Origin of the sequence: Celeribacter baekdonensis B30 (assembly GCF_000299875.1) — a bacterium.
Taxonomy (GTDB): domain Bacteria; phylum Pseudomonadota; class Alphaproteobacteria; order Rhodobacterales; family Rhodobacteraceae; genus Celeribacter; species Celeribacter baekdonensis_A.
In genome coordinates, this window is sequence record NZ_AMRK01000008.1 from 1 (window position 1) to 17,402 (window position 17,402).

General features: G+C 58.7%; 16 protein-coding genes and 1 pseudogene. 7 read left to right on the forward strand and 10 right to left on the reverse strand.

Features of this window, described 5'->3' with window-relative positions; translation table 11 throughout:
* A pseudogene (locus tag B30_RS13695) lies at positions 1-333 on the forward strand (hypothetical protein); the annotation flags it as partial.
* Positions 334-497: 164 nt separating this feature from the next.
* Complete coding sequence (locus B30_RS13700; protein WP_009572703.1) at positions 498-2,429, forward strand: monovalent cation:proton antiporter-2 (CPA2) family protein; 1,932 nt, start codon at positions 498-500, stop codon at positions 2,427-2,429.
* Between the two features lie 15 nt (positions 2,430-2,444).
* Here the strand turns inward: B30_RS13700 and cobT are convergent, their stop codons facing one another.
* On the reverse strand, positions 2,445-3,449 hold the full coding sequence (gene cobT, locus B30_RS13705; RefSeq protein ID WP_009572704.1) for a nicotinate-nucleotide--dimethylbenzimidazole phosphoribosyltransferase: 1,005 nt from the start codon (positions 3,447-3,449) through the stop codon (positions 2,445-2,447).
* A 124-nt stretch (positions 3,450-3,573) separates the two neighbouring features.
* Between cobT and cobS the strand changes: the two genes are divergently transcribed.
* Positions 3,574-4,350, forward strand: coding sequence for an adenosylcobinamide-GDP ribazoletransferase (cobS, locus tag B30_RS13710; protein WP_009572705.1), 777 nt, complete (start codon positions 3,574-3,576; stop codon positions 4,348-4,350).
* On the opposite strand, the gene B30_RS13715 is transcribed toward cobS, so the two are convergent.
* From B30_RS13715 to B30_RS13740, 6 genes are all read right to left on the reverse strand, one after another.
* The gene (locus B30_RS13715) at positions 4,347-4,682 is read right to left on the reverse strand and encodes a hypothetical protein (RefSeq protein WP_009572706.1); all 336 of its coding nucleotides are present in this window, start codon (positions 4,680-4,682) and stop codon (positions 4,347-4,349) included. The genes cobS and B30_RS13715 overlap by 4 nt on opposite strands.
* Before the next feature lie 99 nt (positions 4,683-4,781).
* On the reverse strand, positions 4,782-5,297 hold the full coding sequence (locus B30_RS13720) for a CarD family transcriptional regulator (RefSeq protein WP_009572707.1): 516 nt from the start codon (positions 5,295-5,297) through the stop codon (positions 4,782-4,784).
* Between the two features lie 424 nt (positions 5,298-5,721).
* Positions 5,722-6,060 carry a ferredoxin FdxA gene (gene fdxA / locus B30_RS13725; protein WP_009572708.1) on the reverse strand — a complete coding sequence of 113 codons (339 nt, stop codon included), beginning with the start codon at positions 6,058-6,060 and terminating at the stop codon, positions 5,722-5,724.
* Between the two features lie 51 nt (positions 6,061-6,111).
* Positions 6,112-6,507 carry an RNA-binding S4 domain-containing protein gene (locus B30_RS13730; protein ID WP_009572709.1) on the reverse strand — a complete coding sequence of 132 codons (396 nt, stop codon included), beginning with the start codon at positions 6,505-6,507 and terminating at the stop codon, positions 6,112-6,114.
* A gap of 26 nt (positions 6,508-6,533) precedes the next feature.
* Positions 6,534-9,485 carry a helicase-related protein gene (locus tag B30_RS13735; protein WP_009572710.1) on the reverse strand — a complete coding sequence of 984 codons (2,952 nt, stop codon included), beginning with the start codon at positions 9,483-9,485 and terminating at the stop codon, positions 6,534-6,536.
* 50 nt (positions 9,486-9,535) lie between these two features.
* Positions 9,536-10,114: a tetratricopeptide repeat protein gene (locus B30_RS13740; protein WP_009572711.1), complete on the reverse strand. Its 579-nt coding sequence runs from the start codon at positions 10,112-10,114 to the stop codon at positions 9,536-9,538.
* A 95-nt stretch (positions 10,115-10,209) separates the two neighbouring features.
* On the opposite strand from B30_RS13740, the gene B30_RS13745 reads away from it, so the two are divergent.
* The 3 genes from B30_RS13745 (at position 10,210) to B30_RS13755 (ending at position 13,352) form a co-directional block, all read left to right on the forward strand.
* Positions 10,210-10,500 carry an SCP2 sterol-binding domain-containing protein gene (locus B30_RS13745; RefSeq protein WP_009572712.1) on the forward strand — a complete coding sequence of 97 codons (291 nt, stop codon included), beginning with the start codon at positions 10,210-10,212 and terminating at the stop codon, positions 10,498-10,500.
* Between the two features lie 5 nt (positions 10,501-10,505).
* Entirely contained in the window at positions 10,506-11,456 is a 951-nt protein-coding gene (locus tag B30_RS13750) for an alpha/beta fold hydrolase (protein ID WP_009572713.1), read from the forward strand.
* A 63-nt stretch (positions 11,457-11,519) separates the two neighbouring features.
* A complete protein-coding gene (locus B30_RS13755; protein ID WP_009572714.1) occupies positions 11,520-13,352 on the forward strand; it encodes a M3 family oligoendopeptidase in 1,833 nt (610 codons plus the stop codon).
* A gap of 75 nt (positions 13,353-13,427) precedes the next feature.
* On the opposite strand, the gene B30_RS13760 is transcribed toward B30_RS13755, so the two are convergent.
* Positions 13,428-13,745, reverse strand: a complete 318-nt coding sequence (locus tag B30_RS13760; protein WP_009572715.1) for a DUF4389 domain-containing protein — start codon at positions 13,743-13,745, stop codon at positions 13,428-13,430.
* A 172-nt stretch (positions 13,746-13,917) separates the two neighbouring features.
* Between B30_RS13760 and B30_RS13765 the strand changes: the two genes are divergently transcribed.
* Positions 13,918-15,096 carry a dipeptidase gene (locus B30_RS13765; RefSeq protein WP_009572716.1) on the forward strand — a complete coding sequence of 393 codons (1,179 nt, stop codon included), beginning with the start codon at positions 13,918-13,920 and terminating at the stop codon, positions 15,094-15,096.
* 291 nt (positions 15,097-15,387) lie between these two features.
* Here the strand turns inward: B30_RS13765 and B30_RS13770 are convergent, their stop codons facing one another.
* Positions 15,388-16,359 (reverse strand): Gfo/Idh/MocA family protein, encoded by a 972-nt coding sequence (locus B30_RS13770; protein ID WP_009572717.1) that lies wholly within the window; start codon positions 16,357-16,359, stop codon positions 15,388-15,390.
* Between the two features lie 112 nt (positions 16,360-16,471).
* On the reverse strand, positions 16,472-17,380 hold the full coding sequence (gene rpoH, locus B30_RS13775) for an RNA polymerase sigma factor RpoH (RefSeq protein ID WP_009572718.1): 909 nt from the start codon (positions 17,378-17,380) through the stop codon (positions 16,472-16,474).
* Positions 17,381-17,402: the final 22 nt, after the last annotated feature.

Genomic DNA, 17,402 nt, shown 5'->3' on the forward strand with positions numbered 1-17,402 from the left:
GCCGCCATTGCCACCGATGAGGGCACAACGAAAACCTCCGCTGCCTCGACAGTCACGGCGCGTGTGCCCGACAGCAAAATCCCATCCAGTGCCCCCACCACCGTGGCACGCGCCGCGACGGTGAAAAATGCGATCAACCTGCGCGCCTTGAACCTGATGGGCGTCTATGGGTCGAGTTCGGATCGCCGCGCGCTTGTGCGTCTGCCATCTGGGCGCTTTGCCAAGGTCAAGATCGGCGACAAGATCGACGGCGGACGGGTGCAATCCATTGGCTCTGACTCTCTGACCTATGTGAAAAACGGCCGCTCCATCACGCTTGAGGTCGCGGGCTAAAGCACACAGCGCCGCTTGCCCGATTGCAGGCCTTTGGCGACGCTGCGGTGGTTTTGCATGCCCTTAGCGCAACAATCTTTTGGAAAATAGCCGCGTGCTCTTGTCGTGTGCGCGCAGGTCTATACCTCTTAGATCAAACAGATACCCCAGATCGGAGTCCCCGGATGCAAGGCATGTTGGCCCAAGCCGTCATTTACCTCGCTGCCATTGTCGTCGCCGTGCCTTTGGCACGCAGGCTCGGGCTGGGGTCTGTGTTGGGCTATTTGATTGCCGGGATGATGATTGGGCCAGTGCTTGGGTTGGTGCAGCATTCGCAGAGCACCGATCTGATGCATTTCGCCGAATTTGGCGTGGTGATGATGTTGTTTCTCATTGGGCTTGAGCTTGACCCGCGCGCCCTTTGGGAGATGCGCAATCGGTTGATTGGGCTGGGCGGGTTGCAAATCGTCGCCACCGGCGCCGCAATCACCGGGGCGTCGGTGTGGGCCGGGCTGGACTGGCAAACGGGGCTGGCGCTTGGGATGATCTTGTCACTGTCCTCAACCGCCGTGGTGCTTCAGACCCTCTCTGAAAAGAAGTTGATCCATACGGGCGGTGGGCGCGCGGCGTTTTCCGTGCTTTTGACCCAAGACATCGCGGTGATCCCGATGTTGGCGCTGATGCCGCTTTTGGCCACGGGATCGCGCCTGACCATCAACCCCGACGGCTCAATCAGCCGTCCATCGGATTTGGCAAAAGTGGCCAGTGAACATAGCGTGTCTTTGGTCGAAGGCCTGCCCGCATGGGGTGTCACCCTGGTGACTTTGGGTGCGGTTGCGGCGATCATATTGGCCGGGGTCTTTCTGACCCGTCCGGTGTTTCGCTACATCCACGCCGCCAATATGCGCGAGATTTATACCGCAGTGGCCCTGCTCATCGTCATCGGCATTGCATTGTTGATGAGCTCCGTCGGCCTTTCCCCCGCCCTTGGCACATTTCTGGCTGGTGTCGTCCTGGCCAACTCCGAGTTTCGCCATGAATTGGAAAGCTCGATCGAGCCGTTCAAAGGCCTGCTTTTGGGGCTGTTTTTCATCGCCGTTGGTGCCGGCATCAACTTTACGGTGCTGTTTCGCGATCCGATTTTGATCATCGGGCTGACCGTGGTGTTGATGGTGTCAAAGGGGCTGATCCTGTTTGCCATCGGGCGAATTTTTGCATTGCGCAAACGGGCGCAATGGCTTTTTGCCCTCTCTCTGGCGCAGGCCGGGGAATTTGGCATGGTCTTGACCACCTTCGCCCTGCAACAGCATGTCTTATCAACCTATTTGGCCGAACGCGTGTTGCTGGTCATTGCGCTGTCTTTGATGTTCACGCCGCTGTTTTTCATGCTGCATGATGCTCTGCGTCAAAAATTGGCCGACCGGGTCGAGGATCAGCCCGCCGACAAGATCGACGAACAACATTCCATCATCATCGCCGGGATCGGGCGGTTTGGTCAGGTGGTGAACCGCTTGGTGCAGGCCTCAGGCTTTCACACCACGGTGCTGGATCACGATCTGAAGACCATTCAACTGATGCGCAAATTTGGCTTTAAGGGCTTCTTTGGCGACCCGACCCGCCCCGAGCTTTTGCATGCGGCAGGGCTTGAGACGGCAAAGATTTTGGTGGTGGCGCTCGATGATCAAAAAGCGGCGGTGCATTTGGTCGCCTATGCCCGCAAACAGCGGCCCGATCTGTTCATCATCGCCCGTGCTCGCGACCGCATCCATGTCTATGAATTATACCAAGCCGGGGCCGATAAAATCGTGCGCGAAATGTTCGACAGTTCCCTGCGCGCGGGCCGCTATGTCTTGGAACAGATGGGATTCTCCGAATACGACGCCTCAGTCACCGAACAGGCCTATTACCAACATGACCGCGAGGCGTTGCGGATCATGGCACAGCTTTGGGACCCGAATATTCCGACAGCGGAGAACACCGCCTATATCGAACGCTCGCGCAGTTTGGCCACCGATTTTGAGGCGGAATTGATTGCGCTTTTGGAAAAGAAGCGTGCGGAAATTAAAGACAAAAGCAAAGAGCCTCAGGAGCGCGCGTCGTCAAACCGCGCGCCGTGACAGCCGACGCGCCGTTTACCCCGCCGACACGCCTGCCTCGGCAAAGGTCGCCATGCCCGACAGGCATTCGACCGCGCCTTTGACCAGAGGGATGACCAAGCCCGCACCCGAGCCTTCGCCAAGGCGCAGACCCAGCGACACCAACGGCTCTTTGTCGATCGCCTCGAGGACGGCGCGATGGGCCGCTTCGGCGGACTGATGTCCGGCGATGCAATGGTCCAAAGCCCCCGGCACCGCCTTTTCAAGACAGGCCGCCGCCACACAGCAAATGAACCCGTCCAAAATCACCGGAATGCGCAAGACCCGCGCCCGCGCAATCGCACCCGCCATCGCCGCCACTTCACGCCCGCCTAAACTCGCAAGGATCGCAAGCGGGGCTTTGCCCCCATGCAGGGCCACGCCCGCCGCACAGACCTCTTCTTTGAGTTTCAAACCGGCGTCATCCACGCCCGTGCCGCGCCCGACCCAATCGGCCGCAAGCCCACCAAACAAAGCATGGGCCATCGCCGCCGCCGAGGTGGTGTTGCCGATGCCCATTTCGCCGACGACCAAAAGATCGGCCTTTGGATCGACCGCGTCCCAGCCGGTTTTGAGGGCGCGCACGCAGTCCGCCTCAGACATCGCCACGGTCTCGGTGAAGTCCCCGGTGGGACGGTCCAGCTCAAGCGCATGCACAGACATTGATGCGCCTGCGTTGCGCGCCAATTGGTTAATCGCGGCTCCGCCCTGTTGGAAATTCGCGACCATTTGCACGGTCACCTCGACCGGAAAGGCCGACACGCCGCGCGCGGTGACGCCGTGATTTCCGGCAAAAATCGCCACTTGTGGCTTTTCAATCCGGGGCCGGCCCTCGCCGCGCCAGGCCGCGTACCAAATGCCGATCTCTTCCAAACGGCCAAGGCTGCCGGCGGGTTTGGTCAGTTGCGCATTGCGCGCGGTCGCTGCGGCTTGCGCCTCCATATCCGGGCCGGGGGCCTGTTTCAGAATCCGTTCAAATCCGGCAAGATCGGAAAAAGCCATGTACCGCACTCCCTCATTGTTTTGTCTGGGCATTGTCTTTGTCTGGCATTGTATTCGTGTCGCTGGGGTTTTATCCCGAGAGTCAGACCAAGGACAGGACCGATTTGCCGCAAAGGAGACGTCCATGACCAAAGCCGACACACCACGTTTTACACCGCGTTTTAAACCACGGGCCGAGGACATCGCCACCAGCCTCGCGATCCTGACGCGCATCCCGGTCAAGACCGGGTTCAGCCGCACGGCACAGGCGGCATGGGCCTTTCCTGTGGCGGGGCTTGCCGTCGGGCTTGTGCCCGGTGCCGTGGCAACGATTGCGGGCTGGTTCGAGTTGGGCGCGGGGTTGATTGCCGGGTTCACCATGGCCGCGGCGGTGATCGTCACCGGCGCGATGCACGAAGACGGGCTGGCCGATTGCGCCGATGGGTTTTGGGGCGGCTGGGAACGACTTAAGCGCCTTGAGATCATGCATGACAGCCGTATCGGCACCTACGGGGTTTTGGCGCTTGGCTTGGCCTTGCTGTTGCGGTTCTCGGCGCTCTCGGTCTTGGCGCATGAGGATGTGATCGTCACAGCGCTCATCGCCTCCGCCGTGCTGTCGCGCGCCTCCCTGCCCTATGTGATGCTGCTGTTGCCCCATGCCCGCACCGATGGGCTTTCGGTGCAAACCGGACGTCCGCCACGCGATGCGGCGAGCCTTGGGGCCATGGTGGCTTTGGTGCTGTCAGGGATTGTGGTCGGCTTTGTTCCGACCGTGATTGCGGCCTCGGCCATCGTGCTGACCAGCTTTGTCGCCGCCAAAATCGCGCAGTCCAAAATCGGCGGGCAAACCGGCGATGTTTTGGGCGCAACCCAAGTTTTGTGCGAGATCGCGGCGCTCACAGTGTTTACGGCGCTGGCTTAACTTGTTGGCGACAACCCCGTAAAGCCCCATCCATCCGGTGAAAACCCGAATTGCAGCGCCAAAAGAGTGACCTCTTCTTCGTGCAACCAAACGGTTTCCAAACTCATGGAAAGCGGCTGCGTTGTCGCCGTGAGATAACCCTCCCCCTCGAACCTCTTGACCGTATAGCCCGCTCGTCTCAATGCATCTTCACAGGCTTGCCAATCGGCAGCCTCGCCATTGGGAACCAATGCATAATCAATCTTGGCGCGTCCAGGAATGCCGTATTCGGCATCAATCTTTTGAAACACTGCGACGGTATCCGCCTGCAAACTTTGGAAATCAAAATCCATAGAAACAGCCTTTCAAAATACTCTGTCATCCAACGCCAACATGAAAACCGCCGCAAGGTCTCCCTTACGGCGGTCATCATGTCTACATCACAGCCGAGATCAGGCGGCGGCCACGCGGCCGACGAGCACGTCAGAGATTTTCTTTTGCGCTTCGGTCTCATCCGAGCCGGACACGGCCGCGAATTCGCGGGTCAGGCGGTCAAGGGCGGCTTCGTAAAGCTGACGCTCAGAATAGCTTTGCTCGCGCTGATCGTCGGTGCGGTGCAGGTCGCGGACCACTTCGGCGATGGCGATCAGGTCGCCGGAGTTGATTTTTTGCTCATACTCCTGCGCCCGGCGCGACCACATGGCGCGTTTGACCTTGGCCTTGCCTTTCAGCGTGCGCATGGCTTCGTTGACCACATCGGGCGAGCTGAGCGAGCGCATGCCCACTTCGGTCGCTTTGTTGGTCGGAACGCGCAGCGTCATCTTGTCCTTTTCAAAGGAGATGACGAAAAGTTCGAGGGACATGCCCGCGATTTCCTGTTCTTCGATCGACACGATCTGACCCACGCCATGGGCGGGGTAAACAACGAAATCACTGGGGCGGAAGTCTAATTTTCTGGTCTTGCTCATTTGCAGTCTTTTTCCTCGCAGGAACCTTTTAGGCACATCATCGGGCGCTTATCCTCGGCACGGGTCTCACATTGCCTCACCCAATCCGGCGCACATAAAAGCCTAAGGTCGGGAACCATCTGGCCCCGAGGGAGCTTTTGGGTCTAAATTTGGCGCGAAAAACCCAATCCCCTGAAAAGCAAGCTTTGGGGGTTGAGGTTGATATGCCCTGATGTGGTCTGATCAATATAGCACAAAAATAGGGCCAAAGAAAGCGCGGCGCGCAGTCCGGACCGGATATCCCCCCGGTTTTCAGGCCCCTTCCCCTTGTTTTTAAGAGGATGAGTCGACTCTAAAGACGAAAATGGGCCCGAAATCGGACCCATTTCAAACGCGAATCACTTTCGGTCCCTCCTGAGGGCCGCAAAGAGTGGATAGCTTGGGCTTAGGAGCCCTCGCCCGGCGCCTCGGAGAAATATTTCTCCATCTTGCCGCTTTCACCGTCTTTTTCTTCATAGCCCGGCAGCGGGTCTTTTTTGGCCAAAATGACCGGCCAGGCTTCGGAGTATTTGCGGTTGAACTCGACCCATTTTTCCATGTCCGGCTCGGTGTCCGGGCGGATCGCATCGGCGGGGCATTCCGGTTCGCAGACGCCACAGTCAATGCATTCGTCCGGGTGGATCACCAACATGTTTTCGCCCTCGTAGAAACAATCCACAGGGCACACCTCGACACAGTCGGTGTATTTGCAGGCGATACAGTTCTCGATAACGACGTAGGTCATGTCGGCTCATCCAAATCTAAAGTCCCGACCCAATTAGCCGGATGGGGCGCATCATTCAAGCCAGTCAGGGCGAGAAAGGAGGCCGGTGCGACGATCTTTCTTTGTCGGACGCCCTTTTCCCTCAAATTTCGGTGCGGGCGGAACATAATCCTTATCGCCAGGCACATGGGCCACTGGCGGGCTAAGGTCCTCGTAAAGCGCTTGGGCTTCGGGGGCCGGTCCGCGGCGGGTGCCACAGGCGACCAGCTTGACGACGCGGATGTGATTGCCCTGCGCAAAGGTCAAAACATCCCCTGCGCCAACGGTGGTGGCAGCTTTCGACACTTTGTTGGAATTGACCCGCACATGGCCGCCTGTGACGATCTTGGCCGCCAAGCTGCGGGTTTTGAAAAAGCGGGCATACCAAAGCCACTTGTCGAGGCGAAGGCTGTCCCGCTTTTCCATCATAGGCGCACCGTAGACATTGGGGCCTCTTACTTTTTGTCTTTCAAACCCATCAGCGCAGCGGCGAAGGGGTTGTCCATGTCGATCGGCTTTTCTTTGCGCGGCGGGCGGGCGGAGAAGCTTTGTGGCTTGTTGCCGTCTTTGCCTTTGCCCCCATCACGACCACCATCACGGCGCGGTTTGCCGCCTTTACCCTCGGGTTTTCCATGCGGCTTGCCACCGGATTTTTTGCCCTGCGGACGCTCGCCGCCTTGGCGTTCGCCAGCTTGACGATCCCCGCCCTGACGATTTTGGCCCCGGTTGCCGCCACGGTTTCCACTGCGATTGCCACCCCAGGTGAAGGTCACAAAGCCCTCCATCTCAGGGCTTTCCATCTCAACGGGCGCTTCAACATCGGCATCACTCACGGCCTCGGCCGCGCTTGGCTCCGCATCGGCAATGACCGCCGCCTCTGGCGCGGCGGCAACGGCGTCTTCCGCCACAGGCGTTTCAGCGACGGTATCCGCAACGGGCGCATCTGTCGCTTCCGGCGCGGCAGCTTCAGTGGTTTCTGCATCTGGGGCTTCTGTAACAGGAGCCGCCACAACGGCTTTGACCTTGGGGCGTTCGCCTTTTTCGGCCTTATAGCCCAGACCCACCATAAGATCGGCGAATTGCTCCAATGTCATGCCAGTGATCGACAGCATGTCGGGGTTGGCCTCAAAGCCGCCCCGGCTGTCTTGTCCACGCAGCAAATCGGCCAGACGTTCCAACATGTCGATGCGGATCGCACGGGCCCCGGCCAAACGATAGCCGGAGGTCACGTAATAGCCCTCTGGCGCGTCAACAACCGCCGGAATGGTCACCAGACCTGCGGGCGGGCTGTCAGGGAATTCGTCGAATTTCGCGTTCAACGCCCAAAGCAAAAGCCGCAACCGGGTCGGTGCAGGTTTCAACAGCAAAGGCAGGAAGATCGTGAACTGACCAAAGCGCACACCATGTTTGCGCAGCGCGCCACGGGCATCTTGGTCCAGGTCCTTGACCTCTGTTGCCACCTGATCGCGCGGGATCACGCCATAGCTTTCGCCCAAACGGAAGGCAAAGCCACGCGCCAGCCCGGTCAGGGTCTCGTCGCGGGTCAGGTTCAACAGCGGTTCAAACAGGGTCGCGATTTTGCGGTCGATGAAATGCTGCAACCGGCGTTGGACCTTTTCAGCCACATCCGTGCTTGCGCCCTCGGCGACAAATGCCACCGCGCGCGGTTTCAAAATGTCATCGCCCGCAACCAGTTTGCCCACGGCATGTTCGCCCCACATCAGGCCACCTTGGTCGGTGAAATCCATCTCTGTGTCCGGCGCATTATAGAACCGGTCGGCACGCAGGCTAAATTCCGGTGCCAATGCGGCCAACGCGGCTTGTGCCAACGTCTTTGCCTCATCCGGCGTTGCGGATTTGTCCTGAATAAACTGGAACCCTTCAAGACGGCCGATGAACTCGCCCTCAACCGTCACTTCACCCTTGTCGTTCACGTCGGCCACAAGGCCCTCCTTCTGTTTGAGCCGCCGAAGGAGCACACTCGTCCGCCGGTCCACAAATCTCTGCGTCAGTGCACCATGGAGCGCATCCGACAAACGGTCTTCTACAGCGCGCGTCTCGCCGCGCCAATGGCTTTCGTCATCAACCCAGTTTTCGCGTTGAGCAACATAGGTCCAAGTCCGAATATAGGCGAGTCTTTTGGATAAAGTGTCGATATTGCCCTGCGTGTGGTCAATGCGTTTGACCTGCTGGGCCAGCCAATCGTCGGGAACCCGCCCATATTCGTGCAAAAATTCATAAATCCGCTCAAGCAACGTGGTGTGTTCGCCGTGACTGATTCCGCGAAAATCGGGGATTCGGCACACGTCCCACAACAGTCTCACATCGCGCCCGGTGCGCACCCGCGGCCGCACCGATTTGAGATCGGACAGCGTTTTGAGCGACAAAAGATCATCGGCATCACGCGCACGCACCAAGGCGGGATCGGTCGGCATTTTTTCGAGCGACTGAATGAGGGCATCGACAGAGCCGAATTCAAGCCGGGAATTGCGCCAATTGAGTTTTTTGATTGGGGTAAACCGATGTTCTTCGATGGCGAGGGTCACCTCTTCGTCAAATGGCTCCGCCTCGCCCGTCACGCCAAATGTGCCATCGGTTTGATAGCGCCCGGCCCGGCCCGCGATCTGGGCCAACTCATTGGGGGCGAGGTGGCGCATCCGGCGACCATCGAATTTAATCGTGGAAGAAAACGCCACATGGGTGACGTCCAAATTCAACCCCATGCCAATCGCATCGGTGGCAACCAAATAATCGACTTCGCCGTTTTGATACATCTCGACCTGGGCGTTGCGTGTCCGCGGGCTCAGCGCCCCCATCACCACCGCCGCACCGCCTTTTTGACGACGCAGCAGCTCGGCAATGGCATAGACGTCATCGACGGAGAATCCGACGATGGCGGCGCGCGCGGGCATGCGGCTGATCTTTTTCGAACCGGAATAGGTGAGCCGAGAGAATCGATCCCGATGCATGAACTGCGCCTTGGGCACCAGATTGGCAATCACCGAGCGCATCGAATCGCTGCCCATAAACAGCGTCTCATGCAGGCCGCGCGCGTTCAAAAGCCGGTCGGTGAACACATGACCGCGCTCGGGATCGGCACAGAGTTGAATTTCATCAACGGCCAGAAAATCCGCGCCCATTCCCGTCGGCATCGCCTCAACGGTACAGACCCAATATTGCGCCCGTGCGGGGACAATCCGCTCTTCGCCCGTCACCAACGCCACCACGGAGGGGCCGCGCCGCGCGACGATCTTGTCATAGACTTCCCGCGCCAAAAGCCGCAGCGGCAGGCCTATCACGCCGGTGCGATAGGCCAACATGCGTTCAATCGCATAGTGGGTTTTGCCTGTGTTGGTGGGCCCGAGCACCGCAGTGATGCGCCCCCCCGTCCCCATCGCGCCGCTCATCGCTTTGGTCTTTCTGTTTGGCCCCAAATGGGCGTCTGTGTCAGGGATGTTTAAAGCGCTGTTCCGCCAAGCGCCAGTTCCAGAGCGGCAATGCGTGCGCTGAGCCCCTCCATCTGCGGATGTATCTCGCGGATTTTATACAGCACCTCCAACGCCACCGCCTCGTCTCCGGTTTCCTCCAAAATCACCGCCAGCCCAGAAAGCGCGCCAAAATGGCGTGGCTCACGGGTCAGCACCGTACCGATGTCTTTGAGCGCCGGGCCATACAGCCCCGCCATGAAATAGGCGGTGGCACGGGCGTTATAGGCCTCAGGAAACTCAGGCGCATGATCGACAAGCGCGGTCAGATGACCGATTGCGCTGGAAAAATCGCCAGCCTGAGTGGCCGCACGGCCCCGCTCCAACAACAAATCCATCGCATCTGATCCAGAGCGTGACATTTCAACGACGATGTCCTGTTCGATCCGGCCCGCCTCATTGGGATCGGCCTGCGACAATTGGTCGAACAGATCATCCAGGCGCACCGCATCCGCCGCGAAAGCGGCCGAACTGGTGCAAAAAACAACGATCCCGACAAAAAACAGCCCGGACGCAACGGCACATTTGAGAAACTGTCGTAATGCTTTCATAACAGTTGGGATTGTAGCTTTCTGGCGCGCGTGGTCAAAGTCACAAATCCGCGTTCACACAAAACGCGCCATAATATTTTTCGGAGGAAGACCAAATGAGCGACGTCATCACCAAAGCGGTAGAGGCTCTGAATGAAAAAATGGGCGGTGGTTTCGACGCCGGCGTGGCGAAATTCGTCATCGAAGGCGAAGGCGCGATTGTCGTCGACGCCGAGGGCGCGCGCGCCTCTGACGATGTGGCCGACGTGACCCTGACCGCCAATCTTGAAACCTTTCAAGGTATGATCGAGGGCGACGTGAACCCGACCGCCGCATTTATGCAGGGCAAATTGTCCGTCGATGGCGACATGGGGCTGGCGATGCAACTCGGCTCCGTTCTGTCGTAAGCGCTATGACGGAAATCGCCCCCTATTTCGCAGATCTGGCCGAAGGACCTGAGGGTGGATCGGCCTATTGGCTGACCACATTGGATGGGGTGCGTATTCGCGCGGCGCTTTGGCCCTATCAGGGGGATGGGACGTGCAAAGGCACGGTGTTCATCCTGCCGGGGCGGACCGAGTGCATCGAAAAATATGGGCGCGGTGCGGCGGATTTGGCCGCCCGCGGCTTTGCCTCTTTGGCGATTGATTGGCGCGGTCAGGGCATTGCCGACCGGCTTTTGGCGGATCGCAACATCGGCCATGTCGGCACCTTCCCGGATTATCAAAAAGACCTCGACGCGGTGATCACCTTGGCAGAGGCAAAAGCCATGCCAAAACCGTGGTTTATCCTCGGCCATTCGATGGGCGGGGCGATTGGCTTGCGCGCGCTGGTGGAGGGCAAGCCTTTTCTGGCCGCCGGATTCTCCGCGCCGATGTGGGGGATTGGCCTGACCCCGATCCAAAAGGCCATGCTGCGCTTTCTCTCGCCGGTGATACATGCGCTTGGCCTGCAAAACCGCCGTGCACCGGGCACGCAAGCCCAGACCTATATGCTCTGGCACCCGTTTGAGGACAATCTTTTGACCTCCGACGCCGAGACGTACCGCTATATGACCGACCAAATCATCGCCCAGCCCGATCTGGGCCTTGGCGGGCCCTCGACCCATTGGGTGAGCGAAGCGATTGCGGAAAACGATTGGGCCCGCGAGCAACCGCTGCCGGATGTGCCTGTGCTGTGTTTCTTGGGCACGGATGAGAAAATCGTCAACACCGCTGCGGTCAAAGACCTGGTTGCGCGCTGGCCGTCCTGTGAGTTGGTGCCGGTGCCCCATGGCCGCCACGAGATTCCAATGGAGACCCCGGCGTCGCGCGCCCTGTTTTATGACCGTCTGGCCGCGATTTTTGCCGCTCAAAGCGCCTGATCCTTTGCATCGCGGCGCAGGAATGCCTATCTCTGTGTCACAGATACAAAACGGAGAGACGCAATGCGGTTCACGCAGCCCCAATTCGCCCAAAACATGGTTTTCGACGCCAATGCCACCGGAGGTGACGCGGCCTTTGGAGACTTGCCGGAATGGGACCTGACCGACCTCTACCCCGCCCCCGACGCCCCCGAGGTCAAGCGCGATCTCGATTGGATCGAAGAGGCCTGCCTGTCCTTTGCCCGCGATTATGAGGGCAAACTGGCCGGTCTCGACGGTGCGGGCATGTATGAGTGCATCCTGCGCAATGAACGGATTTCACAGGTCGCGGGGCGTTTGGGATCGTTCGCCGGGCTTTTGTATTACCAAAACACCGTCGACAGCGAGCGCGCGACGTTCTTTTCCGACATTCAGGACAAGTTGACGACCTACACCGCGCCAATGGTGTTTTTCTCGCTTGAAGTGAACCGCATCCCCGACGAGACGATTGAGGCGATGCTGACCCATGAGGGCCTGTCGCGCTATCGCCCGATCTTTGAGCGGATGCGCAAAATGCGCCCGCACCAGCTTTCCGATGAGTTGGAGCGCTATGAGCACGATATGTCGATTGTCGGTGCCTCCGCGTGGAACAAACTGTTTGACGAAACCATCGCCGATCTGAAATTTACCGTGGAGGGCAAGGAGCTTGGGCTTGAGGCCACATCAACCCTGATGATGGATCAAAACCGCGACAAACGTGAGGCGGCAGCCCGCGAAATGGCTCGTGTCTTGGGCCAGAACATCAAGATTTTCTCTCGTGTTCACAACACCTTGGCCAAAATGGGCGAGGTCGAGGATCGCTGGCGCAGGATGCCGACGCCGCAAACCGGGCGGCACCTGTCCAACGATGTCGAACCCGAGGTCGTGCAAGCGCTGCGTGACGCCGTGGTCGCCGCCTATCCGAAACTGTCGCACCGCTATTACGAGTTGAAGCGCGGTTGGTTGGGCTATGACAAATTGCAGGTCTGGGACCGCAACGCGCCGCTGCCGATGGAAGAAACCCGCGTGGTCGATTGGGACACTGCACGCGCCATGGTGATGGATGCCTACGCCGGATTTGATCCCAAAATGGCCGAGATCGCCAAGCCGTTTTTCGAGCGCGGCTGGATTGATGCGGGTGTGAAACCGGGCAAGGCACCGGGGGCTTTTGCCCATCCGACCGTCACCGATGCGCATCCCTATGTGATGCTCAATTACCTTGGCAAACAACGCGATGTCATGACGTTGGCGCATGAATTGGGCCACGGCGTGCATCAGGTTCTGGCCGCCGAGCAAGGCGAGCTTTTGGCCGACACACCGCTGACACTGGCGGAAACTGCCTCGGTCTTTGGGGAAATGTTGACCTTTCAAAAACTGTTGGCCGACACCACCAACCCGGCACAACGCAAGGTGCTTTTGGCCGGAAAAGTCGAGGACATGATCAACACGGTCGTGCGCCAAATCGCCTTTTACGATTTCGAATGCAAACTCCACGAGGCGCGCAAAGGCGGCGAATTGACCCCGGAGGCGATCGGCCAACTTTGGATGTCGGTGCAGGGTGAATCTCTGGGCCCGGCGTTTGAATTCATGGACGGGTACGACACCTTCTGGGCCTATGTGCCGCATTTCGTCCACTCGCCGTTCTACGTCTACGCCTATGCCTTCGGTGACGGCTTGGTCAACGCGCTCTACGCCGCCTATCAAGAGGCCCCCGAGGGCTTTCAGGACAAGTATTTCGACATGCTCAAAGCGGGTGGATCGAAGCACCATTCCGAGCTGTTGAAACCCTTTGGTCTTGACGCCTCTGATCCCAAATTCTGGGACAAGGGCCTGTCGATGATCTCAGGCTTTATTGATGAATTGGAAGCAATGGACTAACGGCATCGCCCCACGAAAAAGCCCCCGGCCATTTGGCGCGGGGGCTTTTTTATGTTTGATCTCAAGAGGTTTAAGTCAATCCAACTCGGACCAGGGCCACGGTTTTTCCTCGGAATCGGCGGTGATGTAGCGCGTCGCTTTGGCAAACCAGATGCCAACATCAGTGCCAAATCCGGCGATGCGCGCGTTTGGTTTTTTACCCGTGGTTAAAAGCACAATCGCCTGAAGCACCGCCAAGAACCCGATGATGGTCGAAGCAAAGCTCATCATCATCCAGATCAGCACTGAAAACAGAATGCGCGCGCCCATGTTTTCCTGGACCTCTTCCAACCGTTTGGGCGCGGACGAGGACATGTTGGGCATGACGTGATCAAATTCATGCGGGTCGGCCATGGGTGATTCCTTTATGTTTCACCGGACAGTTTACAGGGTTTGGCCGAAGACAAAAATCGCTTCGCACCAGCACGGGACAAACAGTCTATAAAAGAGGCACAAACTGACGCGAGGTTTCGCTTGGCCCTGCCCCCTGCCCAGCCCTAGGCTCGCGCAAACGGGAGGATTTCAAATGATCAAGTGGATTGGACGTGGGATTGGGCTTTTACTCATCGCGGCGGCGATTGTATTTTTCGGGGTGCTCCCCGGCATCGTTGAAAAGGGTCAAAACCCGGTGGTGGCCCATACCCCCTACGCGATTTCACCCGAGGCACAAACCCTGCATGACAGTCTGATCATCGGTGATTTGCACACCGACAGCCTGATGTGGAATCGCAATCTATTGAAGCGCGGCGATCGCGGTCAGGTCGATTTTCCGCGTCTGCGTGAGGGCAATGTGGCGGTGCAGGTGCTCACCACGGTGACCAAAAGCCCGGCTGGGCAGAATTATGACCACAATTCAACGGATGCGCGCGACAACATCACCTTGCTCGCTATGGCGGAGATGTGGCCAATCAAAAGCTGGTTCGATCTGACCGAACGCGGGCTTTACATGGCCGGCAGGTTGGAGGGCTACGCCGAACAAGCCCCTGATCAGGTCCATATGATCCTGACCAAAGAGGATTTGGACGCCGTTCTGGAGGCTCGCACGGGCGGGTCCAAAGTGGTCGGCACCCTGCTTGGCTCCGAGGGCGGGCATGTGCTTGAGGGCGAGATCGAAAATCTGGATCGGATCTATGACGCCGGATTTCGCCTGATGGGGCTGACGCATTTCTTTGACAACGCGCTGGGTGGCTCGCTGCATGGCGAGGGCAACGCCGGGCTGACCCCGTTTGGCCGCGAGGTGGTGTCGCAGATGATGGACAAGCATATGATCATTGATCTCGCCCACGCCTCGCCCCAAATGGCACAGGATGTTTTGGCGATGGTCGCGGATCAAAACATCCCCGTGATTGTATCGCATTCCGGCATCCATTCCCATTGCGCGGTCAAACGCAATTTCGAGGACGATCTGATGCGCGCCATTGCGGCGACGGGCGGGGTGATTGGCATTGGCTATTGGGAGGATGTGACCTGTGACGCCACGCCCCAAGGCATCGCGCGGGCGATCAAAGCCGGGATTGGCGTGGTGGGGATTGATCACATCGCGCTGGGATCGGATTTTGACGGTGCGGTGGAGACCCATTTTGACGTCTCAGAATTGGCCGCGGTGACGCAGGCGCTGATGAATGAGGGCTTGAGTGATGCAGACATCGCGGCGGTCATGGGTGGCAATATGATGCGGGTGCTGGGGCAGGTTTTGCCGCAGTAAGCCGCGCCAAAGCGACAACGCCCCAAAACAAACACGGGCGCCCAAACGGGCGCCCATCACATATATACCTCCCCAAATCCTCCCTGCCAAATCCTCCCTGATATCGCACGAAGGGCATCCCACGCGGATCATCCTCTCCTGATCGCAGCCCGGTTTCCCTCCAGAATCCCGGACCGCCTCACATATCGGGCGGATCGCCTGTGTCGTCTTGGCCAGAACCTCGGGACAGTCTCATGTCACCCTCCTTTCCTTGCCTTTCCAACATCTTAACTATAGCGCGAGTCGCCTCGCTTAGCCTTGATCCGCATCAAATACCGCATCAATCACCGCTTGCGTGCCGCGCGCATTCTCCAAACTCCAAGGGTAGTCCGCCCCATCGCGCGCAGAGTGCACAAAATTCTCAACCTGAACGACATACTGCCGCACGGTCGGGAAAGTCTCGATCCGGGTGACGCCATTGGCGGCCCGAATCTGCACCTCTGCACTGCCATAGGTGCCGGCATTAAACGGCGTTTTGACGGTGATCACGCCTCTGCGACCATGAAACCGTACCTCTTGGAACGGCGACATTCGCATGGAGACATAGGCGCTATAGTCAAAGCCCGCAAAGCGCGCGGTGAAGGCGGAGGTCACATCGACACCGTTCTCATAGGTGATGTTGGCGGAGGTGATCGCCTCTGGCTCCTGGCCCGTGGCAAAGCGCACCGATCCGATCGCATAAACGCCAATGTCGCCCATCGCGCCACCGCCTGTACCGGGCTTGTTGCGGATGTTGTCGAGGTCCGGATTGTCAAAGGAAAACGCCACATCGACACGGATCAAATCGCCGATCTCGCCCGCTGCCAACATCTCTTTCACCCGCGCCCATTGCGGGTGATGGACGATCATGAACGCCTCCGCCGCCAGCAACCCGGTTTCATCGCGTTTGGCGATCAGCGCGTCGATCTCGGCGGCTTTCATCGCAATCGGCTTTTCACAAAGTACATGTTTGCCCGCCGCAAGCGCCTTGAGGCTCCATTCGACATGCATGTGGTTGGGCAGAGGAATGTAGACCGCGTCGATTTCGTCAGAGGCGAGCATGGCATCGTAGTCAGTGAAGACCTTAAGCCCCGGACAAAACGCCTGAAACGGCGCGGCTTTGGCCATGGAGGAGGTGGCAAGGGCTGTGAATTCCGCGCCCTCAGCCTCATGAATCGCCCGCGCCATGTGGTTGAGCGCAAATTGCGCCCCGCCCAAAACGCCAAACCGGATTGGATTGCTCATGTCTCTCTCCCTTATGCGATGTTAGCGCGATCATGACGCAAACCAACGCAAAGAAAAAGGGGCGGCCTTGGCCACCCCTTTTCATCTCTTCAATTGTGACCCTGCGCGAGGATCAGGCGTCTTCGCTGACCCCGGTTTCCATACCTGCCTTAGTCGCCAACTCGCGCATCCGGTTTTGCAGCTTTTCAAAGGCGCGCACTTCGATTTGACGAATGCGTTCGCGCGACACGTCATAGCGGCCCGACAGTTCCTCAAGCGTCACCGGCTGATCCTCAAGGCGGCGTTGCATCAGGATGTCTTTTTCGCGCTCATTGAGCACATCCATCGCCTGAACCAAGAGCGCACGACGGCTTTCCAACTCGTCCCGTGCCTCATAATCGGCGGCGGTGTTGGCGTTTTCATCCTCAAGCCAGTCCTGCCATTGCCCCGACCCTTCGTCGTCACTGCCGACCGTGGCATTGAGCGAGGCGTCGCCCCCGGACATCCGGCGGTTCATCGAAATCACCTCGTCCTCGGTCACGCCCAGATCGGTGGCGATGCGTTTGACGTTATCAGGATGCAAATCGCCCTCTTCCAAGGCCCCGATGCGGGCTTTGGCTTTGCGCAGGTTAAAGAACAGTTTCTTTTGACCCGAGGTGGTGCCGAGTTTAACCAAGGACCACGAGCGCAGGATATATTCCTGAATGCTGGCGCGAATCCACCACATCGCATAGGTCGCGAGACGAAAGCCCTTTTCGGGATCAAAGCGTTTGACCGCCTGCATCAAACCGACATTGGCCTCGGAGATCACTTCGGCCTGCGGCAGACCGTAGCCGCGATAGCCCATGGCGATTTTTGCCGCCAAGCGCAGGTGCGACGTCACAAGTTTATGCGCCGCCGAGCTGTCTTCATGATCGACCCAGCGTTTGGCCAACATATATTCCTGCTCCGGCTCCAGCATCGGAAATTTGCGAATTTCCTGCAAGTAGCGGTTCAGGCCCTGTTCCGGGCTTGGGGCTGGCAAATTGGTATAGCTGCTCATCGTTCACATTCTCCCGCGTCAT

Coding starts and splice junctions, on each gene's coding strand:
- B30_RS13700 (WP_009572703.1), top strand. CDS start 498: ATGCAAGGCATGTTGGCCCAAGCCGTCATTTACCTCGCTGCCATTGTC.
- cobT (WP_009572704.1), bottom strand. CDS start 3,449: ATGGCTTTTTCCGATCTTGCCGGATTTGAACGGATTCTGAAACAGGCC.
- cobS (WP_009572705.1), top strand. CDS start 3,574: ATGACCAAAGCCGACACACCACGTTTTACACCGCGTTTTAAACCACGG.
- B30_RS13715 (WP_009572706.1), bottom strand. CDS start 4,682: ATGGATTTTGATTTCCAAAGTTTGCAGGCGGATACCGTCGCAGTGTTT.
- B30_RS13720 (WP_009572707.1), bottom strand. CDS start 5,297: ATGAGCAAGACCAGAAAATTAGACTTCCGCCCCAGTGATTTCGTTGTT.
- fdxA (WP_009572708.1), bottom strand. CDS start 6,060: ATGACCTACGTCGTTATCGAGAACTGTATCGCCTGCAAATACACCGAC.
- B30_RS13730 (WP_009572709.1), bottom strand. CDS start 6,507: ATGATGGAAAAGCGGGACAGCCTTCGCCTCGACAAGTGGCTTTGGTAT.
- B30_RS13735 (WP_009572710.1), bottom strand. CDS start 9,485: ATGAGCGGCGCGATGGGGACGGGGGGGCGCATCACTGCGGTGCTCGGG.
- B30_RS13740 (WP_009572711.1), bottom strand. CDS start 10,114: ATGAAAGCATTACGACAGTTTCTCAAATGTGCCGTTGCGTCCGGGCTG.
- B30_RS13745 (WP_009572712.1), top strand. CDS start 10,210: ATGAGCGACGTCATCACCAAAGCGGTAGAGGCTCTGAATGAAAAAATG.
- B30_RS13750 (WP_009572713.1), top strand. CDS start 10,506: ATGACGGAAATCGCCCCCTATTTCGCAGATCTGGCCGAAGGACCTGAG.
- B30_RS13755 (WP_009572714.1), top strand. CDS start 11,520: ATGCGGTTCACGCAGCCCCAATTCGCCCAAAACATGGTTTTCGACGCC.
- B30_RS13760 (WP_009572715.1), bottom strand. CDS start 13,745: ATGGCCGACCCGCATGAATTTGATCACGTCATGCCCAACATGTCCTCG.
- B30_RS13765 (WP_009572716.1), top strand. CDS start 13,918: ATGATCAAGTGGATTGGACGTGGGATTGGGCTTTTACTCATCGCGGCG.
- B30_RS13770 (WP_009572717.1), bottom strand. CDS start 16,359: ATGAGCAATCCAATCCGGTTTGGCGTTTTGGGCGGGGCGCAATTTGCG.
- rpoH (WP_009572718.1), bottom strand. CDS start 17,380: ATGAGCAGCTATACCAATTTGCCAGCCCCAAGCCCGGAACAGGGCCTG.